This window comes from Nocardia sp. NPDC058244, assembly GCF_042882065.1.
GTDB lineage: Bacteria > Actinomycetota > Actinomycetes > Mycobacteriales > Mycobacteriaceae > Nocardia.
This window is the reverse complement of the sequence record NZ_JBHVWX010000002.1, coordinates 336856-363813: the sequence shown is the minus strand read 5'-3', so window position 1 is coordinate 363813 and position 26958 is coordinate 336856. Positions and strand designations below refer to the sequence as shown.

Genomic DNA, 26958 nt, shown 5'->3' with positions numbered 1-26958 from the left:
AACGAAATCGGGATTTTTGGTGTCTGGAGAACAAATCAGCGAACAGGTGCGCGGCTGGTTCGCCGAGTTCGTGTTCGATCTGCTGCGCACACAGTCGATGGACCGGATCCTGGCCCGGCTCGACGCGGCCGTGCTTGCCGGGTCGCCCGAACTCGACGACCCTGATCTGCGCCGTGACCTGGCCGCCAGCACCCGCGCGCACGCCAGGGTGGTCCTCGGCGGCCTCGCCACCGACAGCGACGACCTCGTCCTGCCAGAGGAAGCGCACGTCCTCGCCAGGACGATCGCCCGCCGCGGCCTCGATATCCGGGTCCTGCTGCGCGCCTACCAGGCGGGTTTCGCCGAGACGCTCGCGGTGATGACCGAGACCGTCGACGAGGGGCAGGTGCCGCCGGATCTGGAACGGGCGGTCATGCTGCGCCTGTTCGACCGCACGGCCACCTGGATGGGCCTGTCGATCGAGCAGCTCACCGGCACCTTCATGGCCGAGCGCGAGCGGGTGCTGCGCGATGCCCTCAACACCCGCACCGAGCTGGTGCGCGCGCTGCTGGCGGGCACGTCGGTCGACGTCGACCAGGCCGCGATCGTCCTGGGCTACCGGCTCGCGCAACGTCATCTGGCGTTCCTGCTCTGGACCGGCGACGCGGCGGGCGAGGAACCCGACGGCCTGCTCGACCGCACCGCGACCAGGATCGCCACCGCGCTCGGCGCCACCGGCCTGCTCACCGTCGCGGCCAGCGCCAGCGGGCTGTGGGCCTGGGCGGCGATCGAGGACGACGCCGAGCTCGCCGAGCGGATCGCGCGCTGCGAGGTGGTGGCGCCGGTGCGGGTGGCGTTCGGGCTGCCCGGCGCGCACGTCGACGGGTTCGTCGCCAGTCATCGGGAGGCCGTCGCGGCGCGCCGGGTCGCCGAACGTGGCACGGGCGCGGTCACCAGTTACCGCGAGGTCGAGATCGCCTATCTGGCCGGGATCGACACGGCCGCGATGCGTGGGCTCATCGCCCGCGAACTGCGCGGGCTCACCGGAACCGATCCGGTCGCGACGCGGCTACGCGCGACCCTGCACGCCTACCTGCGCGCGCAGCGCAGCCCGGAGGAAGCCGCGCGCACGCTCGGCGTGCACAAGAACACGGTGCGCTACCGGATCACCCGGGTGGAGGAGATCCTCGGACACCCGGTGTCCGAGCGCGCGCTCGCGCTGGAGGTGGCGCTGGATTGCGTCGCCGCCTACGGGGTCTCCTGAACCGCGCCGTCCCTGGCCGCGATCCGGCGCAGCGGCGGTTCGGTGGGCGGCGGGACCCGGCGATCGGGTAGTTCGGCGAGCAGCGTCGTCGTGGCCGCGGCGATGGCCGCGACGGCCTTGTCGACCGCGGGTTTGGTGGTGCTGCTCAGCCCGGAGATGCCGCCGACTTTGCGCACGTATTGCAAGGCGGCAGCGTAGATCTCCTGCTCGGTGGCGGCAGGCTCCAGACCACGCAAGACGGTGATATTTCTACACATGTCAGAACCATAGACCTGTGTGGCAGGTCACGGCAGGCCAAGAAAGGAGATTCGCTCCTAGGCCCAGGACGGCACCCGCCGCACTAGACTCGGCCGCATGCCTGCCAGGGGAGTACCAGCGCTGACCACCTTTCCCTACCCGGAACTGGACGGCCGCGAGGAAGACCACTGGTCCGGAGCCGGTGTGAGCGACGATGAACTTCGCGCGCTGGCGCTCGGCGCCTTCTACTCCACCCGCTGGGACGCCTTCCACGACGCGATGCTGCTCGGCCCCGAGCGCGAGCACCCGCTCGGCGATCGCCGCGAACTCGCCATCGACACCCTCACCGGCGCGTGGGGCATCACCGACGGCACCGAGGCGCGCGCGTCGATGGAACAGCTCCTCGAGGGCATGCACGCGCCGCTCTACTCCCTGGTGCACCCGCTGGTGATGGCCTCGATCAACGCCAGCGAGCGCGACCGCTTCGGCGAGCGCGCCGACCGGCACCGCGCCTTCCTCCGTCAGGTCGGTTCGTTCCGCGGCATGGACAACCCCGAGGCCCTGGTCCGCGACTACGACATCTGGGCCCAGGCCATCAAGATCGGTTTCACCGACCACCTGGCCCGCCCGCTGCCCAACGACATCTCCGCCTGGGACCTGGCCCGCGTCGTCGCGGTCGCCCGGATGGCGTTCACCGCCGGCTACATCGATGCCGATGTCGCGTGGGAGTACTGCATGCGCGCGCTCGCGCCCGCCCAGCGCCGCTACCGCAACTGGCGGCAGTTCGGCGACGCCTACCTGGCCGGCTGGACCTACTGGCAGGCCACCGAGGACCTCGCCGAGCTCAAGAACGGCGGCGTGGACCGCCGGATGGAACTGCTACGGCTGTGGACCCGCCCGACCAGCCCGTGGCGCCGGATCGAGCTGAACGAGCCCGAGCAGAAGACCGAAACCGAAGCGGCCGAACCGAACTGAACGTTCGGCCCGGCCGGTCGGGTCAGAGGCTGCGCAGGATGCCGCGGCCGTAGCGCTGGAACTGGGTGTCGTCGACCATGCCGAGCGAGTGCCGCTCGACCAGCAGCTCCCACTCCGCGTAGAGCTGGGACACGCCGGGGTCGGCGGGCCCGGCCGCGCCGTCGGCGGCCTGCCTGCGCACGGCGAAGTTGACCGCGCAGGTCACCCGTTCGGTGTCGGCGCGGTCGACGCCGGCGAAATGCAACGTCCGGTTGCCGTCGCTGACGTCCATGCCCGAGCCGCCGTGCCTGGTGTCGACCTCGCCGGGCGCCGAGCGCGCGCCGTCGACCGTGCGGGCGCCGAGGATCGCGGCGACGGCCAGTTCGTGGGCGTAGCGCTCGCCGCTGCCGATGGAGATGAACAGCAGCCGGGTGGTGGTCGCCGCGAGCAGACCGGTGCCGGTGCCCGCGGGCGGCGCGGCGACGGCGATCGCGGTCTCGAGCACGTACTCGTCGGGGGTGACGTAGCGGTGCAGCGCGTTGACCGCCGAGCGGGCCTCCTTGCGCGGCGCCATCCGGCGCACCGCGCGCTCGACATCGGCCCGGACCGGTCCCGACTTGCCCCACTCGGGCGCGGGCGGGGTGAGGTCGGGCGCGGCGACGTCGATACGCTGGGTGGCCATGATCTGGTCGTTGATCCGGTCGACGATGCCGAGCGCGGCGGGCACGTCGTGTTCGGCGATGAGGACCGGCAGCGGGGTACGGTCGGCGGGCACGCCGGTGAGCACCGGGGTGGGATAACGCAGGTAGATCTCGATCACCACCGCGTCGTCGGCGCGCCGGTTCAGACGCACTTTGAGCAGGTCGGCGATGGGAACATCGAGAACCCGTTCGCCATCGGTACCCGGCCGCAGAACGGTGAGACGTCCACGGCCGTGGCGCAGAATCGCTGTGGGTGTTCGTAGCTCGACGATGTCCATACCCCCTGCGCTGTAGTTGTGTCGTCGCCCACGATAAGGCGGGCATGACATGATTGTGGCCACTTGCAACAACGCGTTCGGAGCTTTCGGGAACCGTTCCCCAGCTCTGAACGTTGCCCAGTGCAACTGCACCAGCAGCCGAACTGCGCGATGTATCGAACTAGACCGTACGCGGTAACGTGGCATGTCCGCATCCGAAACCCGCCGATCTCGACGCTTCGCTAGGCACACCCGGAGAAATAACCGGAAAGGACTGGGCCGTCCGGCCGACGCTCTATGAACCGCAAGACAGTGTTTCGCACCCTGGCGATCATCTCGGGCATCATGCTGATGATCTGGCTGTTCAGCTTTCTCAGCGATGACACGCGCGGCTGGGAGAGTGTCGACACCTCCGTGGCGCTCAGCCAGCTGAACGACAAAGCCAACGTCAAGAACGTCCAGATCGATGACAAGGAGCAGCAGCTCCGCATCGAATTGAACAACGGCAACGAGGCGACGAACAACAACACCAAGATCGTCGCCAAGTATCCGGGCGGCGGGGAGACCTCGGCGCAGATCTTCGACGCGGTGCAGCAGTCCGGCGCGAAGTACGACACGGTGGTCAAGCAGGAGAGCTGGCTGTCGCAGCTGCTGCTGTTCATCGTGCCGATGGTGCTGCTGGTCGGCCTGTTCATCTTCGTGATGTCGCGCATGCAGGGCGGTGGTCGCGGCGGCATGATGGGCTTCGGTAAGTCGAAGGCCAAACAGCTGTCCAAGGACATGCCCAAGACCACGTTCGCCGATGTGGCCGGCGCCGACGAGGCCGTCGAAGAGCTGTACGAGATCAAGGACTTCCTGCAGAATCCGGCCCGCTACCAGGCGCTGGGCGCGAAGATCCCGAAGGGCGTGCTGCTCTACGGTCCCCCCGGTACCGGTAAGACGCTGCTCGCGCGCGCTGTCGCCGGTGAGGCGGGCGTCCCGTTCTTCACCATCTCCGGTTCGGACTTCGTCGAGATGTTCGTCGGTGTCGGCGCCTCGCGCGTGCGTGACCTGTTCGAGCAGGCCAAGCAGAACAGCCCCTGCATCATCTTCGTCGACGAGATCGACGCGGTCGGCCGCCAGCGCGGCGCCGGCCTCGGCGGCGGCCACGACGAGCGTGAGCAGACCCTCAACCAGCTGCTCGTCGAGATGGACGGCTTCGGTGACCGCACCGGCATCATCCTGATCGCGGCGACCAACCGCCCCGACATCCTCGACCCCGCGCTGCTGCGGCCGGGCCGGTTCGACCGGCAGATCCCGGTCGGCAACCCCGACCTGGCCGGTCGCCGCGCGATCCTGCGGGTGCACTCGCAGGGCAAGCCGATCTCGCCCGACGCCGACCTCGAGGGTCTGGCCAAGCGCACCGTCGGCATGTCCGGCGCCGATCTGGCCAACGTCATCAACGAGGCCGCGCTGCTCACCGCGCGTGAGCACGGCTCGGTCATCACCGGTGAGTCGCTGGAGGAGTCGGTCGACCGTGTCATCGGCGGTCCGCGCCGCAAGAGCCGGATCATCAGCGAGCACGAGAAGAAGATCACCGCCTACCACGAGGGCGGCCACACCCTGGCGGCCTGGGCGATGCCCGACATCGAGCCGGTCTACAAGGTCACCATCCTGGCCCGCGGCCGCACCGGCGGCCACGCCATGACGGTGCCCGAGGACGACAAGGGCCTGATGACCCGCTCGGAGATGATCGCCCGGCTGGTGTTCGCGATGGGCGGCCGCGCGGCCGAGGAACTGGTGTTCCACGAGCCGACGACCGGCGCGTCCTCCGACATCGACCAGGCGACCAAGATCGCGCGCGGCATGGTCACCGAGTACGGCATGAGCGCCCGCCTCGGCGCGGTCCGCTACGGCCAGGAGCAGGGCGACCCGTTCCTGGGCCGCTCGATGGGCCAGGGCTCGGACTACTCGCACGAGGTGGCCCGCGAGATCGACGAGGAGGTGCGCAACCTGATCGAGGCCGCGCACACCGAGGCCTGGTCGATCCTGAGCGAGTACCGCGAGCAGCTCGACGCGCTGGCGACCGCGCTGCTCGAGCGCGAGACCCTGCACCGCAAGGACCTCGAAGAGGTGCTGGCCGGGGTCGAGAAGCGGCCGCGGATCACCGCGTTCAACGACTTCGGTGACCGTCATCCGTCCGACAAGCCCCCGGTGAAGACCCCGGGCGAGCTGGCCGCCGAGCGCGGCGAGCCGTGGCCGCCGGTGCAGCCCGCTCCGGTGCCCGCCGGTGCCCCGCTGGAACCCGCCAACGGCTACCCGGCGCAGCCGCCGCAGTACGGCCAGCCCGCTCCGCCCGCCAGCGGCTATCCGCTGCCCGCCGCACCCACCCAGGCGATCCCGCGGCAGCAGGGCACGCACGGTTCGCGGCCCGACTACGGCGCCCCGGCAGGCTGGTCGGCGCCCGGCTGGCCGCCGCGTGACGAGCCGCAGCAGCCCCAGCCGCCGCAGGCCCCGCAGGGTCAGGGCAACGCGTGGGGTCAGCCGGAGCAGCCGCGGCACGCCGGTGGCTTCCAGCCGTGGGGTGAGCCGCCCGCCGCGCCGCCGCAGCAGCCCGGCACCGATCCGGAGAACAACGACTGGGAAGGGCCGAACGGCCGCCGCTGACCAGCGGCCAACTACGCTCGACCGTCGGATGCCGGACGATCACCGGCGTCGACATGTGGAGGTGCGGAGAAGTGTCGGCCAACAAGAAGGTCGCTGAGCCAACAGGGAACGGGTCGATCGCCGACGGCGAACTCGGCTCGACGAGCCCGACGGACCTGACGGCGCTGGCCACCGGTCGTCCGTTCGACCAGGACCGGGCCGAGCGCGCCGTCAGGGAACTGCTGCTCGCGGTCGGCGAGGATCCGGACCGTCCCGGTCTGCTCGACACGCCCGCCCGGGTGGCGCGTGCCTACCGGGAGATGTTCGCCGGGCTCTACACCGAGCCCGACGAGGTGCTGGCGACGACCTTCGACGAGGGTCACCAGGAGCTCGTGCTGGTCCGCGACATCCCGATGTTCTCGACCTGCGAGCACCACCTGGTGTCCTTCCACGGCGTCGCGCACGTCGGCTACATCCCCGGCACCCACGGCCGGGTCACCGGCCTGTCCAAGCTGGCACGCGTCGTCGACCTGTACGCCAAGCGCCCGCAGGTGCAGGAGCGGCTGACCAGCCAGATCGCCGACGCGGTCATGCGCAGGCTGGACCCGCGCGGCGCGATCGTGGTGATCGAGGCCGAGCACCTGTGCATGGCCATGCGCGGCATCCGCAAGCCGGGCGCGAGCACCACCACCTCGGCGGTGCGCGGCCTGCTGCAGACCAACGCCGCCTCGCGCGCCGAGGCGCTGGACCTGATCCTGCGCAAATGAGCGAGCACCTCGTGACCGCGCCGCGGGACGGCCGCTCGTGTGTGGTCATGGGTGTGGTGAACGTGACCGGGGATTCGTTCTCCGACGGTGGTCGCTATCTCGATCCCGAACTCGCGATCGCGCACGGTGTCGCGCTGCATGCGGCGGGCGCCGACATCATCGACGTCGGCGGTGAGTCGACCAGGCCGGGCGCCGACCGGGTCGACCCGGCCACCGAGGCGGGCCGGGTGGCACCGGTGATCCGCGGCCTGGTCGCCGCGGGGGTGCCGACCAGCGTCGACACCATGCGCGCCGAGGTCGCCGAGGCGGCCCTGGAGGCCGGTGTCTCGGTGGTCAACGACGTCTCCGGTGGGCGTGCCGACCCGAACATGGTGAAGGTCGTCGCCGAGTCCGGCGTGCCGTGGATCCTCATGCACTGGCGCGCGGGCGCCGACTACCGCCACACCGGTCCGGCCGACCACTACGACGATGTCGTCGCCGAGGTGCGCGCCGAGCTCGCCGCCCAGGTCGAGCTGGCCGTCGCCGCCGGTGTCGCCCCCGAACGGCTGATCCTGGACCCCGGCCTCGGCTTCGCCAAGAACGCCGAGCACAACTGGGAACTGCTCGGCGCGCTGCCCGAGCTGATCGCGGACGGCCTGCCGATCCTGATCGGCGCCTCCCGGAAACGTTTCCTCGGCGCGCTGCTGGCCGACGAGTCCGGCCCGCGTCCGCCGGACGGCAGGGAGACGGCCACCGCCGCGGTCTCGGCGATCGCCGCCAGCCAGGGCGCGTGGGGTGTGCGGGTGCACGATGTGCGTGCCTCGCTGGACGCGATCGCCGTTGTCGACGCGTGGCGCCGAGCCACTGCCGCCCGAGGAGCCACCCGATGACCTCACCGCTGCTGCCACCGCCCGCCGGCCGGTCCGCGACCTCGCGGATCGAGCTGCGCGGCCTGCGCGTGTTCGGCAGGCACGGCGTGTTCGACTTCGAGCGCCGCGACGGTCAGGAGTTCGTCGTCGACCTGACGGTGTGGGTCGATTTCGCCGCGGCCGCCGCCTCCGACGACCTGGCCGACACCGTCGACTACGGCGCGCTCGCCGAACGCGCGGTGAACATCGTCGCCGGTCCGCCGCGCGATCTGATCGAGACCGTGGTCTCCGAGATCGCCGACGACGTGATGACCGATCCGCGGATCGAGGCGGTGGAAGCCGTGGTGCACAAGCCGTCCGCACCGATCCCGCACACCTTCGCCGACGTGCGGGTGGTGGCGACGCGGTACCGCACGACCGAGCCGGGGCCGCGCCGATGAGTCGCGCCGTCCTGTCGATCGGCTCGAACCTGGGCGACCGGCTCGCGCACCTGCGCGACGTCGTCGCCGCGCTGGGGGAGCGGGTGCTCGCGGTCTCGCCGGTCTACACCACCGCGCCGTGGGGCGGTGTCGAACAGGACGACTACCTCAATGCCGTTGTGGTGGCCGAGGATCCGGCCTTCGACGACTACGCCTGGCTGCGGTTCGGGCAGGACCTCGAGCAGGCGTCGGGGCGGGTCAGGGAAGTCCGGTGGGGGGCGCGCACCCTCGACGTCGACGTGGTCGCCTGCACCGACGCCACCGGTGCCGCCGTCGTCCGCGCCACCGATCCCGCGCTGATCCTGCCCCATCCGCAGGCGCACAACCGGGCGTTCGTGCTGGTCCCGTGGCTCGATGTCGAGCCGTCGGCGCGGCTGCGGGTCGACGGTGTCGACGTGCCGATCGCCGAGCTGCTGGCCGGCCTCGACCCGGCCGAGCGCGCCGGGGTCGTGCGTACCGAGTTGGTGTTGCGGGACGAGAGCACTCACCCGTGCTGAAGCCGACCAGGGTGCTCGATCTGGCGCTCAATGTGGTGGTCGCCGCGGCGATCGCCTGGGTCGCCACCCGTTTCGCGTATTCGACCTTCCCGACCATCTCGGTCGCGGCGGGCGCGTCGCTGCTCCCGGTCGCCGCGATCGAGGCGGCGCTCGGGTTCGTCATCAAGGCCAAGATCGCCGACGAGAAGATCGGGGACGGCCCGAACGAACTGCATCCGATCAATGTCGCGCGCGCGGCCGCGCTGGCGAAGGCCTCGATGCAGGTTGGCTCGCTGGCGGCGGGTGTGTGGCTGGGCTTCCTACTGTGGGTATTCCCACAGCGCGGCACCCTGACGGCGGCCGCCGCGGATTCGCCGGGCGCGGTCGTCGGCCTGCTCGCCGGTTCCGCCCTGGTTGCTGCGGCTTTGTGGCTGGAGTATTGCTGCCGGGCCCCCGAGGAACCACCGGACGAACCCGCTACCACCTAGCAACTTGCGGATGGAATCACCGCCGAGTTCGGTGGGCCGACCAGCACTTTCCGGCTACCCTGGCCCACATGGTTTCACCCTCCCGTAGCACTCCGCCCCGTCGACGGCGGGACGACGCGGGAAAGCTCTTCATCGGCGTGCTCATCCTGCTCGGTCTGACAGCAAGCGTTTTCCTGATCTTCAGCGAGAACGTCCAATACGTTCGAGTAGGCCTGGTAGCGGCCCTGTGGGCGGCGGTGATCGGCGCGCTCGCGGCGACTCGGTACCGCAAGGACGCCGCGGTCGACAAGGCGAAGGTGCGCGATCTCCAGACGGTGTACGAGTTGCAGCTCGAACGCGAGATCAACGCGCGCCGCGAATACGAGATGGGTGTGGAGGCGCGCGTGCGCGCCGAAGTCGGCGCCGACGCCTCCGAGATCGCCGCGCTGCGCGCCGAACTCACCCTGCTCCGCCAGAACCTGCAGGTCCTCTTCGACGGCCCGCTGCCCGACGAGCAGCCTGCGCTGCAGGCCGACGCGGTCCGCATCGACGCCCTGCCCGCCGGTGGCTTCGACGCGTTCGACGACGCTGACCACGATTACGCCGATAGCCCGGTGGATGCCAATGCCGCCTGGTTCGGCCCGTGGCAGCAACCGCCCAGCGCGCTGAAACCCGTCTTCATGCAGCCGGTTTCGGCCAATTTCGCCGACCCCTACGACGACCCGGTCACCGCCGAGACCTCCGCCGTCCAGCTCGACGACTACGCCGAGGCCCAGCAGGCCGAGGCACCGCAGCCCGCCCCGACACCACCGCCGGCCCCGCAGCCTGCCGCGCCCGCCCCGCCGCCGTCGAACGGCAAGACCCCGCCGCCCCGCCTGTCGGCCCCGAACACCCGCAAGGTCGACGAATTCGGCGCGACGATCACCGACAACGCCCCGGCGAACACCGCCAACGGCTCGCCGACCGACAGCGCCGCGACGAACGGCACGACCACCGAGCCCACCGACACCGGCACGCCCGGTGACCCGGCGTCCGCCGAGCCCGTCGGCGTTCCGGCAGACAGCACCCCCGTCCCGCCCGAGCCCGCCGCCGAGGCCCCGGCCGCACCCAAGCCCGCCGACCCCACCCCGACCGTCGGCACCAGCTCCCGTCGCCGCCGCCGCGCCGAGGAAGAGGGCGCCCCGCGCCTATCGGTCGCCGACATCATGGCCAACCTCCAGTCGGAGTCCGGCGCACGCAGCTGACGCACCGGCATCGAACCGCTCGCGCCGCACCGGCGCGGGCGGTTTGTCGTTTTCCGGCATCGCCGCAGGTGGCGAACGAGTCGTAGATCACGCGGTGGTGCCGTGGCGGCGTGGCGGGACCGCCCGATATTCTCGATCCGTAACGTCCGGTACCCGCACTGCGGGACTGGAACGCAAATCGAGAGGACAGTGTTGACCTCGAGAAGTGTCAATTCCGATGGCGCGAACGTGGGTGTCGACCCTGCGCCCGCACGACTGACGGTGGGAATCGTCTCGGCGGGACGGGTGGGTTCGGCGCTCGGTGTCGCGCTCGAGCGAGCCGGTCACGTGGTGTTCGGTGTCGCCGCGATCTCCGATGCCTCGGTGCACCGGGCGCGCACGCGGCTGCCCGATTCGCAGATCCTGCCGGTGGAGCAGATCGCCCAGCGCAGCGAGCTGCTGCTGCTCGCCGTCCCCGACGCCGAGCTGGCCGGGCTGGTCCGCGGCCTGGCGAGTGCCGGGGTCGTGCGTCCCGGCACGATCGTGGTGCACACCGCGGGCGCGCACGGCGTCGGCGTGCTCGCGCCGCTCACCGAGCAGGGCGCGCTCGGCCTGGCCATCCACCCCGCGATGACCTTCACCGGCCACGACGAGGACATCGACCGCCTCGCCAACGCCTGCTTCGGCGTCACCGCCGCCGACGAGGTCGGCTACGCGATCGGCCAGGCGCTGGTCATCGAGATGGGCGGCGAGCCGGTGAAGGTGGCCGAGGGGCAGCGCACGCTGTACCACGCCGCCCTCGCGCACGGTGCCAATCACCTGGTCACGGTCATCGTCGACGCGGTCACCGCCCTGCGCGCGGCCATGGACGGGCCGGGCCTGCTCGGTCAGCCGGTGGTCGACGATCAACCGGGCGGCCTGCCCGAGCGCCTGCTCGCCCCGCTCGTCTCCGCCGCGCTGGACAACGCGCTGCGCCGCGGCAAGTCCGCGCTGACCGGCCCGGTCGCGCGCGGTGACGTCGACGCGGTCGCCGCGCACCTGTCCGCCCTGGCCGCGGTGGACGAGCGCCTGGCCGCCGCCTATCGCGCGATGTCGCTGCGCACCGCCGAACTCGCCCAGACCAATCCGGCCCTGCTGGACCTGCTCGCCAAGGAAGGCCACTGATGGAACCCAGAGAAGTGCACCACCACCAGGGCGGCGCGCGGGCCACCGGCGCGTACAAGCCCGGCGTGCTGACCGTCCACCACAGCCCCGAGGTCGTCGACACGGTGACCAAGGCGCTGCGCGGCGCGGGCCGCACGATCGGTTTCGTGCCGACCATGGGCGCGCTGCACGAGGGCCACCTGCAGCTGGTCCGCCAGGCCAAGCTGACCAATCAGGTCGTGATCGTGTCGATCTTCGTCAACCCGCTGCAGTTCGGCGCGAACGAGGATCTCGACGCCTACCCGCGCACCCTCGACGCCGACCTCGAACTGCTCCGGCACGAGGGTGTCGACCTGGTGTTCGCGCCGTCGGTCTCCGACATGTACCCCGAGGGCCCGCGCACCACGGTGCTGCCCGGCCCGATCGGCGCCGAGCTCGAGGGCGGCAGCAGGCCGACGCACTTCGCGGGCATGCTCACCGTCGTCGCGAAGCTGCTCAATATCGCGCACGCCTCCGAGGCGTACTTCGGCGAGAAGGACTACCAGCAGCTCACGCTGATCCGGCAGATGGTCCGCGACCTGAACATGGACGTGAAGATCGTCGCCTACCCGACGGTCCGCGAGCCCGACGGTCTGGCGCTGTCCTCGCGCAACCGCTACCTCGACGCCACCCAGCGAGAGTCGGCGCTCGGCCTGTCGGCCGCGCTGGCCGCGGGCAGGCACGCCGCCGGCCTCGGCCCGGAGGCGGTCGTGCAGGCGGCGCGCGCCGTCCTCGACGCCGTCGACGGTCTCGACGTGGACTACCTCGAACTGCGCGACAGCAACCTGGGCCCCGCGCCCACCGCGGGCAATGCCCGGTTGCTCGTCGCCGCCAAGGTCGGCGACACCCGCCTGATCGACAATGCCCCGATTGTTCTCGGCGCCCAGATCGACGGGCACCCCGACGCGAACTCCCTGCCTGCCGCGCAGGCGAACTGAGAAAGGCGACGACGATGTTGCGCACCATGATGAAGTCGAAGATCCACCGTGCCACGGTGACCCACGCCGACCTGCACTACGTGGGCTCGGTGACCGTCGACCAGGACCTGCTCGACGCCGCCGATCTGCTCGAGGGCGAGCAGGTCTGCATCGTCGACATCGACAACGGCGCCCGGCTGGAGACCTACGTCATCGCCGGCGAGCGCGGTTCGGGCGTGATCGGGATCAACGGCGCCGCCGCCCATCTCGTGCACCCCGGCGACCTGGTCATCCTGATCGCCTACGGCCAGATGGACGAGCAGGAGCTGCGCGACTACGACCCCAAGGTGGTCTTCGTCGACGACCGCAACCGCCCGGTGGAGCTCGGTTCGGACCCGGCGCACGCGCCCGAGGGTTCCGGCCTGACCTCCCCGCGCTCCCTGTCGTTCGCCTGAGCGCGGCGGGGGGACAGCGATGCTGCTGACGATCGACGTCCGCAACACCGGGATCGAACTGGGCCTGTTCACCGGCAGCGGCGAGCACGCGACACTGGCGCGGCACTGGCGCATCCACACCAATCCGCTGCTCACCGCCGACGAGTTCGCCATGCAGGTGCGTGGCCTGGTCGGTGCCGAGCTCGACCAGGTGGTCGGCGTCTCGGCCTTGTCGACGGTGCCGCCGGTGCTGCGCGAGCTGCGCACCATGCTCGCGCGCTACTGGGCGCACGTGCCGCATGTGCTGGTCGAACCCGGCGTGCGGACCGGTATCCCGCTGCTGGTGGACAACCCGAAGGAGGTCGGCGCCGACCGCATCGTCAACTGCCTGGCGGCCTACCGCCGCTTCGGCGGTCCGGCGATCGTGGTCGATTTCGGCACCGCCATCTGCGTCGACCTGGTCTCGGCCAAGGGTGAGTTCCTCGGCGGTGTGATCGCGCCCGGCGTGGAGATCTCCACCGAGGCGCTGGTCGAGCGCAGCGCGCTGCGCCGGGTGGAACTGACCCGCCCGCGCTCGGTGCTGGGCAAGAACAGCATGGAATGCATGCAGTCCGGCGCCGTCTTCGGTTTCGCCGGCCTGGTCGACGGTCTGATCGATCGCATCCGCGACGAGTTCGACGCCTTCGCTGGGACCGATGTCACCGTGGTCGCGACGGGCGCGGGCGCGCCGCTGATCGTGCCGGAATCGGAGACCATCGATCAGCACGAGCCGCACCTGACGCTGACCGGGTTGCGCCACGTCTACGAACGCAACAAGAAGTGACTGTGGCGCAGGTCATTTTCGCCGGAGCGCGCGTCAACTGCTAAACTCACGCTCGTGTCCTTCCGTGTGAGCACCCAGGAGTGTTGTCGAGGCTGACCTGCCTCGACCGTTCGAGGCTGACGTTTTCCCCTCGACCGTTTCGCACCTCCTGGAGATTCGCTCATGCGTTCTTCTGTCCTTTCCCTGACGTCCGCCCGCGACGGCTACTCGGCGACACCCCCGCTCGACCGGGCGGTGGCTTCGGCGTTGCCGACCCGGCTGCGGCCCGCTGACCTGCTGCGACTCACCGACGAGGGCGCCGAAGACGTCCTCGCCGGTCGCTACGATCACCTGCTGCCCGCCGACGGCGTCTGGCCGACGGAGGAACGGTGGGCCACCCGGCTGATCGCCGACGACGAGGTCGATGTCTGGCTGATCAGCTGGACGCCGGGGAAATCCACCGAATTGCACGATCACGCCGGTTCGCTGGGCGCGCTCACCGTGCTCAGCGGCGCGCTCTCGGAATTCCGCTGGAATGGTTCGGAGTTACGCAGGCGCACGCTCGCCGCCGGCGATCAGGCCTCGTTCCCGATCGGCTGGGTACACGACGTGGTGCGGGCGCCCGCCGCCGCCGAATCCGTCGGCCCGCTGGATCCCACGCTGAGCGTGCACGCCTATTCCCCGCCGTTGTCGGCGATGTCCTATTACGAGGTGACCGGACACGGCACCTTGCGGCGAACCAAAACCGTCCTCACCGACCAGCCCGAAGGTGACCTGTGATGAGTCGTTTGACGATTGATCAGATGCTCGAGAACGCCCGCGCCGACCTACGCAGGCTCTACGTCTACGACCTGTCCGCCGCATTGGCCAGGGGCGCGATTCTGGTGGACATCCGCCCGGCCGCGCAGCGAGTTCGTGAGGGTTCCCTACCGGGTGCGCTGGTCATCGAACGCAATGTCCTGGAATGGCGCCTCGACCCGACCTCGTCGGCGCGTTTGTCGCTGGCCGTCGACCACGACGTGGAATGGATCATCTTCTGCTCGGAGGGCTACACCTCGAGTTTGGCCGCGGCGTCGTTGCAGCAGCTCGGTTTGCACCGCGCCACCGATCTCATCGGCGGCTACCAGGCACTGAAGTCGGCGGGGTTGTTGACCGTCGCGGTGGGGGCGCCGCACTTTGCCCGTGAGGTGAATGCGCTGGCCGCACTATAGATTCGGCGCAGCTCAGTGAGATGCCTCACTGAATGAGGTGGGTACATGGGTAACTCCCCAACCACCTCCCAGCCGTGATGCGCCCGGGGTGAGACCGAGAGCAGTGGTGCGAGTTTGCGAACGGCCCGCAGAATTCGCGGGGAGGCGGCGGAGCATTTCCGGCGCACGCTACTGTTATCGGATGTGAGCACCCCTAACCCCGCCGATACCGGCCGCGCCGTCAGTTCCGCCGTGGACAGCGATGTTCCCGAGCAGATGCGGATTCGCCGGGACAAGCGGGAACGGCTGCTCGCCGAGGGCGGTGAGGCCTATCCGGTGGTGGTGCCCCGCACGCACACGCTGGCCGAAATTCGGGCCGCCTACCCGGATCTGGAGCCCGATACCCAGACCGGTCTGCAGGCCGGCATCGCGGGCCGCGTCATTTTCGTCCGCAATACCGGCAAGCTCTGCTTCGCCACCCTGCAGGAGGGCGACGGCACCAAGCTGCAGGCGATGATCAGCCTCAACGGCGTCGGCGCCGACGCGCTGGCCGCCTGGAAGTCCGATGTGGACCTCGGTGACTTCGTGTTCGTGCACGGTGAGGTCATCTCCTCGCGGACCGGTGAATTGAGCGTGATGGCCGATTCCTGGTCGATGGCGGCCAAGTCGCTGCGGCCGCTGCCGGTCGCGCACAAGGAGATGAACGAGGAGTCGCGCGTCCGGCAGCGCTACGTCGACCTGATCGTGCGTCCCGAGGCCAGGGAAATGGCCCGTACCCGCGTGAACGTGGTCCGCGCGCTGCGCACCGCGCTGGAGCGCCGCGGCTTCCTCGAGGTCGAGACCCCGATGCTGCAGACCATCCACGGCGGCGCGGCGGCACGCCCGTTCGTCACCCATTCCAATGCCCTGGACATGGAGTTGTTCCTGCGTATCGCGCCGGAACTGTTCCTGAAGCGCTGTGTGGTCGGCGGCCTGGAGAAGGTCTTCGAGATCAACCGGAACTTCCGCAACGAGGGCGCCGACTCGACCCATTCGCCCGAGTTCGCGATGCTGGAAACCTACGAGGCTTACGGCACCTATGACGACTCCGCGAAGATGACCCGGGAATTGATCCAGGAAGTCGCGCAGGAGGCATTCGGCACCCTCGTGGTGACGCTGGCCGACGGCACGGAATATGATCTCGGCGGCGAGTGGACGACGGTCGAGATGTATCCGTCGCTGTCGGAGTCGATCGGTGTCGAGGTCACTCCCGAAACCACTGTCGAGGAATTGCTGGCGCTCGCCGATCGGGTCGGTCTGGAAATTCCAACGGGCAAGGGCTACGGTCACGGGAAACTTGTCGAAGAACTGTGGGAACACGCGTATGGCGACAAGCTGTACGCGCCGACTTTCGTTCGCGACTTCCCGGTCGAGACCTCGCCGCTGACACGTCAGCACCGCAGCAAGGGCGGCGTCACGGAGAAGTGGGACCTGTATGTTCGCGGCTTCGAGTTGGCAACGGGCTATTCGGAGTTGGTCGACCCGGTGATCCAGCGGGAACGGTTCGTCGATCAGGCGAGGCTGGCCGCCGCGGGCGATGACGAGGCCATGGTGCTGGACGAAGACTTCCTCGCCGCGATGGAACACGGCATGCCGCCGACCACCGGAACCGGTATGGGAATCGATCGCTTGTTGATGGCACTGACCGGTTTGGGAATCCGGGAAACGATCCTGTTCCCGATTGTCCGCCCGACTAGTCGCTGACCAGTCGATTTGCGGGGTGAAGACCTCGTGTTGGAATTTTCGTAATTAGAGGTATTCTTGCCCTGGGTATTCGGCCTGGAGGCAGGCTTGACGATTTCGAGAGGACGTTCATCTCATGGCAAAGAAGGTCACCGTTAGCCTGATCGACGATGTCGACGGTGAGTCCATCGCGGACGAGACCATCGAGTTCGCTATCGATGGCGTGTCGTACGAGATCGATCTGTCCGAGGCTAACGCGGCGCGGCTGCGCGAAGGCTTGGACGAGTGGGTCGCCAACGCCCGTCGCGTGAGTGGCCGTCGCCGGGTGAAGGCGGCAGGGGCGCCGGCACCGCAGGGGAAGAGCCGAGTTTCCATGGACCGGGAACAGAGCGCCGCAATTCGTGAATGGGCCCGCCGCAAGGGCCACAAGGTCTCCGCGCGCGGCCGCATCTCGGCCGACATCACCGAGGCGTACAACAAGGAAGTCGGCAAGGCCTGAAGTTCGACGGCGGTCCGGGGTTGCTGACGCGGCGATCCCGGGCCGCTCTGCTGTCAACGGTGTACCCGCAGGTCGGGACATGCGTGGGTGGACTCCGGGGAACTCCTGGAGAGATAGACTGATGTTCGTGCGCAAGGTTTTTCACGTCGGCGATGGCCGACCGTCCGACCCGATTCGGCGAGTACATGGGTAACTCACCGGGTACGGGCGAACGGGCGAAGGTCTCACTGCCGCCCGCCGTAGATTCGGCCAACGCGCACGAGTCCGGCCAACATCGCGGAGAGGCGGGACTGTGACCGGCATGGCGAGTTCGTTTTTGCGGTATACCGATGACACGGGGCGGCAGCACGAGCTGGCGCTCGAACCCGCGCAGCAGCGGTTCACCATCGGCCGCAATGTGCAGGCCGACCTCGTCCTCGGCTGGGACGCCGAGGTCTCCCGTCTGCATGCCGCCGTCGAGTACCTGGGCGCGCACTGGACCATCGTCGACGACGGCCTGTCCCGCAACGGCACCTTCGTCAACGGCGAGCGGCTGATCGGCAGGCGCAGGCTGAGCCCGGGCGACCGGATCCGGGTCGGCACCACGCTGGTGCATTTCTTCGATTTCGGCGGGGTCGTCGACGACGCGACGCACACCGCGTCCGGTTCCATTCCCACCATGCGCTCGCTGACCGAGACCCAGCGCGCGGTGCTGATCGCGCTGTGCCGCCCGTACAAGCACGGCACCGGTTTCGCCACCCCCGCCTCGAATCAGCAGATCGCCGAGGAATTGTTCCTTTCCATCGACGCGATCAAGACGCATCTGCGCGCGCTGTTCGCGAAATTCGGGGTGGAGAACCTGCCGCAGAACCAGAAGCGCACCCGGCTGGCGGCGCTGGCGATGCAGAGCGGGATGATCTCCGACCACGATCTGTGAGGTCGCGACGCTCGCGCAGGTGCCTGAGCGTCTGAACCATGTCGGCGAGCCGCGTGACAAGGTTGACTTACTCGTAACACCGGAGCACAGGGATCGAGCTCCGGAACACGAGTCAGGAGACCTCACATGTTCGCACTTCGGATGGCCGCCATGGTTCTGGCGCTGCTCAGCACCGGGCTGATCGCGGGTGTGTTCTACGCCTACGCGATCTCGGTGATGCCGGCCCTGGCGCGGACCGGCGACCGCACGCTGATCGACGTCATGCAGAAGATCAACGTCGTGATCATCAACCCGTGGTTCATGCTCGGCTTCCTCGGCACGGTCGGGTTCACGGTGCTGGCCGCGGCCCTGTCGCTGGGCAAGGAGCACCGCACCACGCTGATCTGGCTCGGCGTCGCCCTCGCGCTCAACGTGATCGCCTTCGCCGTCACCTCGGGGCTGAACGTGCCGCTCAACGACGCGCTCGCCGCGGCGGGTGACCCGTCGGCGATCGCCGACACCGCGGCCGTGCGGGCCGACTTCGAGGCGGCCTGGGTGCGCTGGAACATCGTCCGCGGGGTGCTGCACACGCTGGCGTTCCTGGTGCTGTGCGGCGCGCTGTTCGCGGCGGGTGTGCAGCGGGGCGAGTCGAGCTCCGCGACCGGCGGTGCGGTTGCCGGGCAGCCGGTGCCGCAGGCGATGGGCGCGCCGCTGGCCGGTGGCTACGCGCCTGCGCCGTTCCAGCGTTGATGGCGATCTGCCAATAGGGCCACGCGATCACTAGAACGTGTTCCATGATGATCGGAACACGTTCTAGTGAGGAGTCGTTTCATGCGACGTAGTTCGAGATCGTTGCTGGTATTGGCCGCTGCCGCGCTGCTGGCCTGGGGGAATTCGGGTACCGCCGCCGCGGAGTATCCGGTCGACTACAACTTCTTCGCCGGCATCGCCCCGGAACTCGCCAACCCCGGCGGCGCGCTGCCCGGCGCGAACGATCCGGGCTGCGTCCCCTCCGCCGAGCATCCGAATCCGGTGGTGCTGCTGCACGGCACCGGCGGTGGCGCGCAGACGAATTGGGGCGTGTACGCCCCGCTGCTGGCCAACGAGGGCTACTGCGTCTTCGCCCTCACCTACGGCGCGTACGGGCTGCCATGGCCGGTCTCGGCGGTCGGCGGGATGCGGCCCATCGAGCAGAGCGCGGCCGAGGTGTCGGCCTTCGTCGACCGGGTGCTCGCCCGCACCGGCGCCGCGCGGGTCGACTTCGTCGCCCATTCGCAGGGCAATATCGTCGGCAACTACTACATCAAGCGCCTCGGCGGCGCGGCCAAGGTGGACAAGCTGGTCGGGATCGCCCCGCCGTGGCTGGGCACCAACGCGCTCGGCGCCGGCGACATCGCGGCCTACAGCCGGGCGCTGGGCGCCGGTCCCGCCTTCGACGCGGTCGCCACCTCGCTGTGCCAGGCCTGCGGGCAGATGCTGACCGGCGACGACTTCATGGCCGCGCTCAACGCCGACGGGGTGTACAGCCCGCAGGTCACCTACACGAACATCGTCTCCTCGATCGACGAGCTGGTCGTGCCCCACACCTCCGGCCTCGTGCCCGGACCGAACGCCACTTCCGTCGTCGTCCAGGACGGCTGCGCCCAGGACTACTCCGAGCACCTGGCCATCGCGGGCAGCCCGCGCGCGGCCGGTCACGTCCTCAACGCCCTGGATCCGGCCCGTCAGGCCCCGGTTCCGTGCGAGTTCGTGCCGCCGTTCACCGGCTGAGGCCGTCACCGCTCCGTCATATTTCGCTGTAGGCAAAACTCCGAGGGAAACGAATGCCGCGACGTGCGCGTTATGAGTGAATGACCATGTTGCCGCCGGTCATCAATAGGGTGGACCGGCGGCGGCGGAATCCCCTGCCAACTAGAGTGGAGGCGGGGGCCGCAACCCCCGGGCTTCATGGCAGGCTGACGGCGACAGTTGTCGGTCCGACGCCCTAGGTTGTACCGAGCACACTGCGGCGTCTGTTGCCAGAATGTCGGAGCAGGAGAGTGAGGGAGCGATGTTCGAGAGGTTCACCGACCGCGCGAGGCGTGTCGTTGTCCTGGCCCAAGAAGAGGCCCGGATGCTCAACCACAACTACATCGGCACCGAGCACATCCTGCTTGGGTTGATCCACGAGGGCGAGGGCGTGGCGGCGAAGTCGCTGGAGTCGCTTGGCATCTCGCTGGAGGGTGTGCGCAGCCAGGTCGAGGAGATCATCGGGCAGGGCCAGCAGGCGCCGTCCGGCCACATCCCCTTCACCCCGCGCGCCAAGAAGGTGCTGGAGCTGAGCCTGCGCGAGGCGCTGCAGCTCGGCCACAACTACATCGGTACCGAGCACATCCTGCTCGGTCTCATCCGCGAGGGCGAGGGCGTCGCCGCCCAGGTTCTGGTCAAGCTCGGTGCCGACCTGAACCGCGTCCGTCAGCAGGTCATCCAGCTGCTGTCCGGGTACCAGGGCAAGGAGCCCGTCGAGGGCTCCGGCTCGCGCGGTGAGGCGGGCACGCCGTCCACTTCGCTGGTGCTCGACCAGTTCGGCCGCAACCTCACCCAGGCCGCGCTCGAGGGCAAGCTCGACCCGGTCATCGGCCGCTCGAAGGAAATCGAGCGCGTCATGCAGGTGCTGAGCCGCCGCACCAAGAACAACCCGGTGCTGATCGGTGAGCCCGGTGTCGGTAAGACCGCGGTCGTCGAGGGCCTGGCGCAGGCCATCGTCAACGGCGAGGTCCCCGAGACTCTCAAGGACAAGCAGCTCTACACCCTCGACCTGGGTTCCCTGGTCGCGGGCAGCCGCTACCGCGGTGACTTCGAAGAGCGCCTGAAGAAGGTGCTCAAGGAGATCAACACCCGCGGCGACATCATCCTGTTCATCGACGAGCTGCACACGCTCGTCGGCGCGGGTGCTGCCGAAGGCGCCATCGACGCGGCCTCGATCCTGAAGCCGAAGCTGGCCCGTGGCGAGCTGCAGACCATCGGCGCGACCACCCTCGACGAGTACCGCAAGTACATCGAGAAGGACGCCGCCCTGGAACGCCGCTTCCAGCCGGTGCAGGTCGGCGAGCCGACCGTCGAGCACACCATCAACATCCTCAAGGGTCTGCGCGACCGCTACGAGGCGCACCACAGGGTGTCCATCACCGACGGTGCCCTGGTCGCCGCCGCGACGCTGGCCGACCGCTACATCAACGACCGGTTCCTGCCGGACAAGGCGATCGACCTCATCGACGAGGCGGGCGCGCGCATGCGCATCCGCCGGATGACCGCGCCGCCGGACCTGCGCGAGTTCGACGACAAGATCGCCGACGCCCGCCGCGAGAAGGAAAGCGCGATCGACGCGCAGGACTTCGAGAAGGCCGCGCGCCTGCGGGACAAGGAGAAGCAGCTCGTCGCCAAGCGCGCCGAGCGCGAGAAGCAGTGGCGTTCCGGTGATCTGGACGTCGTGGCCGAGGTCGACGACGAGCAGATCGCGGAGGTGCTGGCCAACTGGACCGGCATCCCCGTCTTCAAGCTCACCGAGGAGGAGACCACCCGTCTGCTCCGCATGGAGGACGAGCTGCACAAGCGGATCATCGGCCAGGAGGACGCCGTCAAGGCCGTCTCCAAGGCGATCCGCCGCACTCGCGCCGGCCTGAAGGACCCCAAGCGCCCCTCCGGCTCGTTCATCTTCGCCGGTCCGTCCGGTGTCGGTAAGACCGAGCTGTCCAAGGCGCTGGCGAACTTCCTGTTCGGCGACGACGACGCGCTCATCCAGATCGACATGGGCGAGTTCCACGACCGCTTCACCGCGTCGCGGCTCTTCGGTGCCCCTCCCGGGTACGTGGGCTACGAGGAGGGCGGCCAGCTCACCGAGAAGGTGCGCCGCAAGCCGTTCTCCGTGGTGCTGTTCGACGAGATCGAGAAGGCGCACCAGGAGATCTACAACACCCTCCTGCAGGTGCTCGAGGACGGCCGTCTCACCGACGGCCAGGGTCGTACGGTCGACTTCAAGAACACCGTGCTGATCTTCACCTCGAACCTGGGCACCTCCGACATCTCCAAGGCTGTCGGCCTGGGCTTCACCCAGTCCAACGCCGAGGGCTCGAACTACGAGCGGATGAAGCTCAAGGTCAACGACGAGCTGAAGAAGCACTTCCGCCCCGAGTTCCTCAACCGCATCGACGACGTGATCGTCTTCCACCAGCTCACGAGCGAACAGATCGTGATGATGGTGGACCTGATGATCGGCCGCGTCGCCAAGCAGCTGAAGAACAAGGACATGGGCATCGAGCTGACCGAACAGGCCAAGAGCCTGCTCGCCAAGCGCGGTTTCGACCCGGTCCTCGGTGCGCGGCCGCTGCGTCGCACGATCCAGCGCGAGATCGAGGACCAGCTGTCGGAGAAGATCCTCTTCGGCGAGATCGGCGCCGGCCAGACCATCACGGTCGACGTGGAGGGCTGGAACGGCGAGGGCCAGGGCGAGGACGCCAAGTTCACCTTCGCCGGCAAGGCGAAGCTGACCAAGGCTCCGGCGGGCGACGACAAGCCCGAGGTCGTCCTGACCGGCGCAGCCGAGGGCACCGCGCCCGAGGCCGCCGCCTCCGGCGAGTAAACAGCTGAACCGGCGAAGCCCGCTCCTGGAAATCCAGGGGCGGGCTTCGTCGTGTGCGAGTCAGCCGAAGTGCTGAAGGAAGCCGGATCCGCGCGCGGCGGCGTACCGGAACACCTGCTCCAGGCCGTCGTAGTGGTGCCGCAGGTAGTGCAGCGCGCTCTCACCGTCGCGGACCCAGATGTTCGGGTACACCCCGGCCGCGTCCATCGCCGCGGGGTCGTAGAACAGCGCGGGCTCGTCGAACGGGAAGCGGCTCAGGACCTTCGCCGTGGCGGACACGTCGTCCGGGGACCACGCGAAATAGTTCTCGTGGGCCAGCGGACGGCCGGTGTCGACGAGGTCGATCCCGAGGTCCGCCTGGGTCAGCAGATAGCCCAAGCCCGCCCACGCTTTGTCCAGATAGCCGCTCGGCCCGCCGTCCTGGACCACCAGACCGTCGAGGAAATCGTCTGGCCACTCGGTCGTCGTCGCCAGCCGCGCCAGCTCCTCGGCGCTCACCCTGGTGAACGACATGGTCAGTCCCATCCGGAACTCCCTTTCCTCCTGCGGATTCCGGTCGAAGCTAGCAGTGCCGACCGACAGGTCGCGGCCGAGTAGAGCTGGGCGGCGCGAACTTTCAGCGCGCCGGATTGCTAGGTTTGTCAGCGTGCTCGGGTGGGTAAAGGCGCGTGGCGCCGGAATGTTTGTTGTCGGGGTGGCCGTGGCCGGGTGTGGCGCGGAGGACGCCGGATCCGCGCCGCCGACGATCGCGTCGTCGGCACCCGCGCCCACGAAGGCGCCGGTGGTCGACGGGGTGCTGCCGAGCGGCGCCGACAAGCAGGGCTGGCTCGATCCGGGTGCGCGCTGCCTCGACGGTGAGCGGCCGGTGCTCCTGATCGGCGCGACCAGGAGCTCCAAGGAGAAGTTCGCGGTGTGCGAACGGGCCGACGCGACCCGCGTGCTGCGGGCCGCGGCGCCGGGCCTGCGTGCGCAGCCGTTCGAGGCGCCGTTCTTCACCTACACCGCCAACAGCCAGCAGTTCCTGAACGGCGACGGCATGAAGATCGACCTGTCCAAGGCGACCGTCACGGTGACCGACGACCCGCAGAATCCGCGCTACATCATCGGCATGGTCGTCGAGGCGTACTGGAGTGTCATCTACTGAGCGCCAGCTCGAGGGTCGGTGCGAACGACTCGGCGAGTTCGCCGGGGACGATCAGCTCGTCGATTCCGTAGCGCGCGCTGCGGGATTCGAGGATGTCCACCGCGGCCTGTGGATCGCTGGGAAGAAGTCCGGCGGCCTTCGCGTCGCGCAGTGCGCTCGCGGTGTAGCCGAGGCGTGCGCTCAACCAGATCGGCAGTTGTGCACCGACGCCGACCAATTGGAGCGTGAACCGGACGTCGCGGTCGGTGTGCTCGGTGACCGTGGCGACCATGGCGGCCAGTTCGTCCTCGGTGGCGTCCGGTGCGGCGGCCAGCAGGACGCGATCGGCGTTCGCGGCGGCGGTGGCCAGCATGCGCGGGCCGTTCGCCGCGATCACGATCGGCGGGGCCGGGTCGACCTGCGCCCGGACCGCTGCCACGGTGTCGATCAGCTGCTGTCGTCGTTCGCGCGCCGAACCCCAGGGCATGCCGAGCTTTTCGGCTTCGCCACGGGCATCGGGTCGGCCGGTGCCGAGACCGAGCTCGAATCGGCCGTCCGAGAGCAGTTGCAGCGCGGCGACTTCCCGGACCGTCGAACCGAGGGTGCGCAAGGGTGCCGCGAGGACATTGGGCCGCAGCCGCAGTGTCGTCGTCACCGCGGCCGCGGCGGCGAGCGCGGGGAGTGGCGACGGGGTGTAGAGGGTGTCGGGGAGCAGCACGGTGGCGTAGCCCTGCCGCTCGGCCTCGACCACCGCACGTGTCCACTGTGGCCCGGAGCTGGGCGTCAGCACGATCCCGAATCGCATCGCGGCCTCCTACTTCTTCTCGCGCCGGGGCTCGTTCAGCACCGCGAGCCTGCTGCGGTACTCGGACTCGCTGATCTCGCCCCGGGCGAACCCGGTGCGCAGTGCCCCGATCGCGCCGCCGCGCCCGACGCACCGTCGGCGCGCGAAGAACAGGACCGCGATCACGGTGATCCAGAACAGCAACGGAAAGATCCAGAAGAACGGCCAGGGGTGCCAGCCCCCGTCGTAGTGGTCGGCCAGGAAGGTCAGCGTCGTCGCGCTGTCGACAATGTTCATGACTTCAGCCTGCTCGCGACGGCGGTCGCGGACATCGGCCGCGCGACCCGATCCCGGCTACGTCTGCGCGCGTAGGGCCGGGCGGGATTTCACGGCCGCACCGCCGCCGAGCTGCCTTGGTACCGTGAATCCGTCGGAGATCCACCCGGAGGTTGTGCACGGTGACGCTGATCGAATCTGGTGCGAGCGGTCTCGACGATGTCCTCGCCGGTCTGCAATGGCGGTTCGCGGGCCGGGACGAATTCGCGCTCACCGCCGGTGGCTGGGCGCACCTCGCCGGCGAGCCGACCGCCCTGGTGGTGACCGACGGCTTGGTCCGGGTCCACTGCCCGGCGTCCGGTGACCACGACGGCGAGGCCGAGGATCTGGCGAGCGGCGATTTCCTGTTCGTCCCCCGCCCGAACCGCCTCGCGATCACCGGCCTCACCGACAGCACCGTGCTGCGGGTGCGGCTGGACCCGGTCGGGTCGGGCGGTGCGATGGACGCGCTGCCGCGCCGGGTGCTGCTCACCGAATTCGTCCGGCACGCGCCGCTGGCCGCGACGATGCTGGAGCACCTGGTCCGGGACTGCCCCGATCCGTACGGGGTGCAGGGCGACCGGGTCGCCACCTTGATCGGCTCGATGGCGGTCGAGTCCTGGCATGCGCGCGGATGCGCGCCGAAGCGGTGGTTGCTGCGGGTCAACGAGCCGGGCGTGGCGCGGGCGGTGGCCGCGATGCACGCCGAACCCGGCCGGGACTGGACCGTCGAGGCGCTGGCCCGGGTCGCGCTGGCTTCGCGATCCGGCTTCGCCGCGCGGTTCCAGACGGCGACCGGGCTCACCCCGGGGCGGTATCTGACGAAGCTGCGGGTCGAGCGCGCGCAGCTGTTCCTGGCCGAGCACAACGTGTCGGTCGGCGCGGTGGCGCGGCGGCTGGGCTACCGGTCCGAAACCGCCTTCGGCCGGGCCTTCCGCAGGCACACGGGCCACACGCCGTCGGAATGGCGACGCGCGGCCCGCTCGGTCTCGGGCTGACCCCCGACCGCTAGCGCGCCGCGCGGGCGAGCGACACCCGCACCAGCACACCGCCGAGCACGGCGGCCAGCGCCGCGAGTCCGTACGTCGCGGCCAGGCCGATGCTGTCCACCCCGCGCCCGCCGACCGCGGAACCGAGGATGATCGCCAGCTGGAAACCGCCGACCACCAGCCCGCTGCCCGCCTCCATCCGCTCGGGCAGCACCCGCGACACCCACACCTGCACCAGGTTGAGGATGCCGCCGAACGCGCCGCCCCACACCACCACGGCGACATAGCCGAGCACCGGCACCGCACCGGAGACGATGATCGCCAGCAGGGACAGCCCGATGGCCGTCGGCACCGCGACCAGCAGGACGCCGAGCCTGCGGTCGGCCAGCGACCCGAGCACGAAATTCCCGAGCAGGCCGCCCACTCCGAACAGTGCGAGCAACACCGGAATCGCCGACGGACCCGCCTCGAGCAATTCGGCGAGCGCGGGCCGGATGTAGGTGAATCCGGCGAAGTGCCCGCCGATCACCGCGACCACGCTGACCAGCCCCAACGCGACCCCCGGCGCCCGCAGGGCCGCGCCCATCGCCGCGAATCCGATGCCCTTGCTGGGCGCGATCGGCGGCAGCATCACCCGCACCGCCACCGCCGCGACCACGGTCAGCGCCGCGGTCACGACGAACACGGTCCGCCACCCCGCGTAGGTGCTCAGCAGCACCCCCAGCGGCACCCCGGCCACGGTGGCGACGGTGGTCCCCGAGTTCACGATCATCATGGCCTTGCCGAGGCGATCCGCGGGCACCAGCTGCGCGGCGATCACCAGCGCCATCGACCAGTACCCACCCACCGCTACGCCGAGCAGCAACCGCGCGACCAGCAGCAACGCGATGTTGGGCGATACCGCCACCAGCACGTTCGACCCGGCGGCCCCGATGGTCAACACCAGCAGCAGCGTGCGGCGGTCGACCCGGGGGAACAGGGCGCCCAGTCCCAGCGCGGCCAGCAGCGCGGTCAACGCGGTCGCGCTGACGGAGAGCCCGACCACTCCTTCCGGTACCCGCAGGTCGTCGGCGAGCGCGGTCAGCACGCCGGGCGGCAGGAACTCCGCCGTCACCAGCGTGAAACTGCCGAGGAACATGGTGAGCAGCGCGGGCCAGGCGCGGCGGCCGGCCTCCGGTGCCGCGGCGTCGATGGTCGATGTTGTCGTCATG

The 26958-nt window shown here is 69.6% G+C and carries 29 protein-coding genes; 23 read left to right on the top strand and 6 right to left on the bottom strand.

Annotated elements, in window-relative coordinates:
* Positions 1-19 precede the first annotated feature (19 nt).
* On the top strand, positions 20-1243 hold the full coding sequence (locus tag ACFVW6_RS07950) for a PucR family transcriptional regulator (RefSeq protein ID WP_378825073.1): 1224 nt from the start codon (positions 20-22) through the stop codon (positions 1241-1243).
* Here ACFVW6_RS07950 and ACFVW6_RS07945 read toward each other — a convergent pair.
* Positions 1228-1500 (bottom strand): DUF2277 domain-containing protein, encoded by a 273-nt coding sequence (locus ACFVW6_RS07945; RefSeq protein WP_189029638.1) that lies wholly within the window; start codon positions 1498-1500, stop codon positions 1228-1230. The genes ACFVW6_RS07950 and ACFVW6_RS07945 overlap by 16 nt on opposite strands.
* Before the next feature lie 97 nt (positions 1501-1597).
* Here ACFVW6_RS07945 and ACFVW6_RS07940 point away from each other — a divergent pair, with 97 nt between their 5' ends.
* Positions 1598-2455, top strand: a complete 858-nt coding sequence (locus tag ACFVW6_RS07940; protein WP_355270661.1) for a DUF1266 domain-containing protein — start codon at positions 1598-1600, stop codon at positions 2453-2455.
* Positions 2456-2477: 22 nt separating this feature from the next.
* On the opposite strand, the gene ACFVW6_RS07935 is transcribed toward ACFVW6_RS07940, so the two are convergent.
* Positions 2478-3287, bottom strand: coding sequence for a hypothetical protein (locus ACFVW6_RS07935; protein ID WP_357346135.1), 810 nt, complete (start codon positions 3285-3287; stop codon positions 2478-2480).
* A 402-nt stretch (positions 3288-3689) separates the two neighbouring features.
* On the opposite strand from ACFVW6_RS07935, the gene ftsH reads away from it, so the two are divergent.
* From ftsH to ACFVW6_RS07840, 19 genes are all read left to right on the top strand, one after another.
* The gene (gene ftsH / locus ACFVW6_RS07930; protein ID WP_355270664.1) at positions 3690-6038 is read left to right on the top strand and encodes an ATP-dependent zinc metalloprotease FtsH; all 2349 of its coding nucleotides are present in this window, start codon (positions 3690-3692) and stop codon (positions 6036-6038) included.
* Positions 6039-6109: 71 nt separating this feature from the next.
* On the top strand, positions 6110-6784 hold the full coding sequence (gene folE / locus ACFVW6_RS07925) for a GTP cyclohydrolase I FolE (RefSeq protein ID WP_355270666.1): 675 nt from the start codon (positions 6110-6112) through the stop codon (positions 6782-6784).
* Entirely contained in the window at positions 6781-7653 is an 873-nt protein-coding gene (gene folP, locus ACFVW6_RS07920; RefSeq protein ID WP_355270667.1) for a dihydropteroate synthase, read from the top strand. The genes folE and folP overlap by 4 nt, the downstream gene beginning before the upstream one ends.
* Positions 7650-8072: a dihydroneopterin aldolase gene (gene folB, locus ACFVW6_RS07915; RefSeq protein WP_378825078.1), complete on the top strand. Its 423-nt coding sequence runs from the start codon at positions 7650-7652 to the stop codon at positions 8070-8072. The genes folP and folB overlap by 4 nt, the downstream gene beginning before the upstream one ends.
* Positions 8069-8608: a 2-amino-4-hydroxy-6-hydroxymethyldihydropteridine diphosphokinase gene (gene folK / locus ACFVW6_RS07910; protein ID WP_378825080.1), complete on the top strand. Its 540-nt coding sequence runs from the start codon at positions 8069-8071 to the stop codon at positions 8606-8608. The genes folB and folK overlap by 4 nt, the downstream gene beginning before the upstream one ends.
* Positions 8602-9075 (top strand): DUF3180 domain-containing protein, encoded by a 474-nt coding sequence (locus ACFVW6_RS07905; RefSeq protein WP_355270672.1) that lies wholly within the window; start codon positions 8602-8604, stop codon positions 9073-9075. Before folK ends, ACFVW6_RS07905 begins: the two co-directional genes overlap by 7 nt.
* A 68-nt stretch (positions 9076-9143) precedes the next feature.
* Positions 9144-10298: a DUF6779 domain-containing protein gene (locus tag ACFVW6_RS07900; RefSeq protein ID WP_378825082.1), complete on the top strand. Its 1155-nt coding sequence runs from the start codon at positions 9144-9146 to the stop codon at positions 10296-10298.
* 228 nt (positions 10299-10526) lie between these two features.
* Positions 10527-11441: a Rossmann-like and DUF2520 domain-containing protein gene (locus ACFVW6_RS07895; protein WP_378825084.1), complete on the top strand. Its 915-nt coding sequence runs from the start codon at positions 10527-10529 to the stop codon at positions 11439-11441.
* Positions 11441-12397, top strand: coding sequence for a pantoate--beta-alanine ligase (gene panC, locus ACFVW6_RS07890; RefSeq protein ID WP_378825086.1), 957 nt, complete (start codon positions 11441-11443; stop codon positions 12395-12397). Before ACFVW6_RS07895 ends, panC begins: the two co-directional genes overlap by 1 nt.
* A 14-nt stretch (positions 12398-12411) precedes the next feature.
* On the top strand, positions 12412-12831 hold the full coding sequence (gene panD / locus ACFVW6_RS07885; RefSeq protein ID WP_110041391.1) for an aspartate 1-decarboxylase: 420 nt from the start codon (positions 12412-12414) through the stop codon (positions 12829-12831).
* A 19-nt stretch (positions 12832-12850) separates the two neighbouring features.
* On the top strand, positions 12851-13633 hold the full coding sequence (locus ACFVW6_RS07880) for a type III pantothenate kinase (RefSeq protein ID WP_378825089.1): 783 nt from the start codon (positions 12851-12853) through the stop codon (positions 13631-13633).
* A gap of 162 nt (positions 13634-13795) precedes the next feature.
* A complete protein-coding gene (locus tag ACFVW6_RS07875) occupies positions 13796-14392 on the top strand; it encodes a cysteine dioxygenase family protein (protein WP_355270681.1) in 597 nt (198 codons plus the stop codon).
* A gap of 8 nt (positions 14393-14400) precedes the next feature.
* Positions 14401-14823, top strand: coding sequence for a rhodanese-like domain-containing protein (locus tag ACFVW6_RS07870; protein WP_378825708.1), 423 nt, complete (start codon positions 14401-14403; stop codon positions 14821-14823).
* A 255-nt stretch (positions 14824-15078) separates the two neighbouring features.
* Positions 15079-16545 carry a lysine--tRNA ligase gene (lysS, locus tag ACFVW6_RS07865; RefSeq protein WP_355271703.1) on the top strand — a complete coding sequence of 489 codons (1467 nt, stop codon included), beginning with the start codon at positions 15079-15081 and terminating at the stop codon, positions 16543-16545.
* Positions 16546-16660: 115 nt separating this feature from the next.
* Positions 16661-17023, top strand: a complete 363-nt coding sequence (locus ACFVW6_RS07860; RefSeq protein WP_019044650.1) for an Lsr2 family protein — start codon at positions 16661-16663, stop codon at positions 17021-17023.
* Between the two features lie 301 nt (positions 17024-17324).
* Positions 17325-17939 (top strand): FHA domain-containing protein, encoded by a 615-nt coding sequence (locus ACFVW6_RS07855; protein WP_355270683.1) that lies wholly within the window; start codon positions 17325-17327, stop codon positions 17937-17939.
* Positions 17940-18065: 126 nt separating this feature from the next.
* Positions 18066-18668 (top strand): DUF1772 domain-containing protein, encoded by a 603-nt coding sequence (locus ACFVW6_RS07850; protein ID WP_378825092.1) that lies wholly within the window; start codon positions 18066-18068, stop codon positions 18666-18668.
* Positions 18669-18749: 81 nt separating this feature from the next.
* Positions 18750-19688 carry an esterase/lipase family protein gene (locus ACFVW6_RS07845; protein WP_378825094.1) on the top strand — a complete coding sequence of 313 codons (939 nt, stop codon included), beginning with the start codon at positions 18750-18752 and terminating at the stop codon, positions 19686-19688.
* A gap of 280 nt (positions 19689-19968) precedes the next feature.
* Positions 19969-22536: an ATP-dependent Clp protease ATP-binding subunit gene (locus ACFVW6_RS07840; RefSeq protein ID WP_355270689.1), complete on the top strand. Its 2568-nt coding sequence runs from the start codon at positions 19969-19971 to the stop codon at positions 22534-22536.
* Positions 22537-22596: 60 nt separating this feature from the next.
* Here the strand turns inward: ACFVW6_RS07840 and ACFVW6_RS07835 are convergent, their stop codons facing one another.
* The gene (locus ACFVW6_RS07835; protein ID WP_378825097.1) at positions 22597-23061 is read right to left on the bottom strand and encodes a YfbM family protein; all 465 of its coding nucleotides are present in this window, start codon (positions 23059-23061) and stop codon (positions 22597-22599) included.
* 154 nt (positions 23062-23215) lie between these two features.
* On the opposite strand from ACFVW6_RS07835, the gene ACFVW6_RS07830 reads away from it, so the two are divergent.
* A complete protein-coding gene (locus ACFVW6_RS07830; RefSeq protein ID WP_378825099.1) occupies positions 23216-23680 on the top strand; it encodes a hypothetical protein in 465 nt (154 codons plus the stop codon).
* Here the strand turns inward: ACFVW6_RS07830 and ACFVW6_RS07825 are convergent.
* Together ACFVW6_RS07825 and ACFVW6_RS07820 are read right to left on the bottom strand one after the other, a co-directional pair.
* Positions 23670-24464 (bottom strand): LLM class flavin-dependent oxidoreductase, encoded by a 795-nt coding sequence (locus tag ACFVW6_RS07825; protein ID WP_378825101.1) that lies wholly within the window; start codon positions 24462-24464, stop codon positions 23670-23672. The genes ACFVW6_RS07830 and ACFVW6_RS07825 overlap by 11 nt on opposite strands.
* A gap of 9 nt (positions 24465-24473) precedes the next feature.
* A complete protein-coding gene (locus tag ACFVW6_RS07820; protein WP_365009963.1) occupies positions 24474-24740 on the bottom strand; it encodes a hypothetical protein in 267 nt (88 codons plus the stop codon).
* 161 nt (positions 24741-24901) lie between these two features.
* Here ACFVW6_RS07820 and ACFVW6_RS07815 point away from each other — a divergent pair, with 161 nt between their 5' ends.
* Positions 24902-25756 (top strand): helix-turn-helix domain-containing protein, encoded by an 855-nt coding sequence (locus tag ACFVW6_RS07815; protein WP_378825103.1) that lies wholly within the window; start codon positions 24902-24904, stop codon positions 25754-25756.
* 10 nt (positions 25757-25766) lie between these two features.
* Here the strand turns inward: ACFVW6_RS07815 and ACFVW6_RS07810 are convergent, their stop codons facing one another.
* A complete protein-coding gene (locus ACFVW6_RS07810) occupies positions 25767-26957 on the bottom strand; it encodes an MFS transporter (RefSeq protein WP_378825105.1) in 1191 nt (396 codons plus the stop codon).
* Between the last annotated feature and the right edge of the window lies 1 nt (position 26958).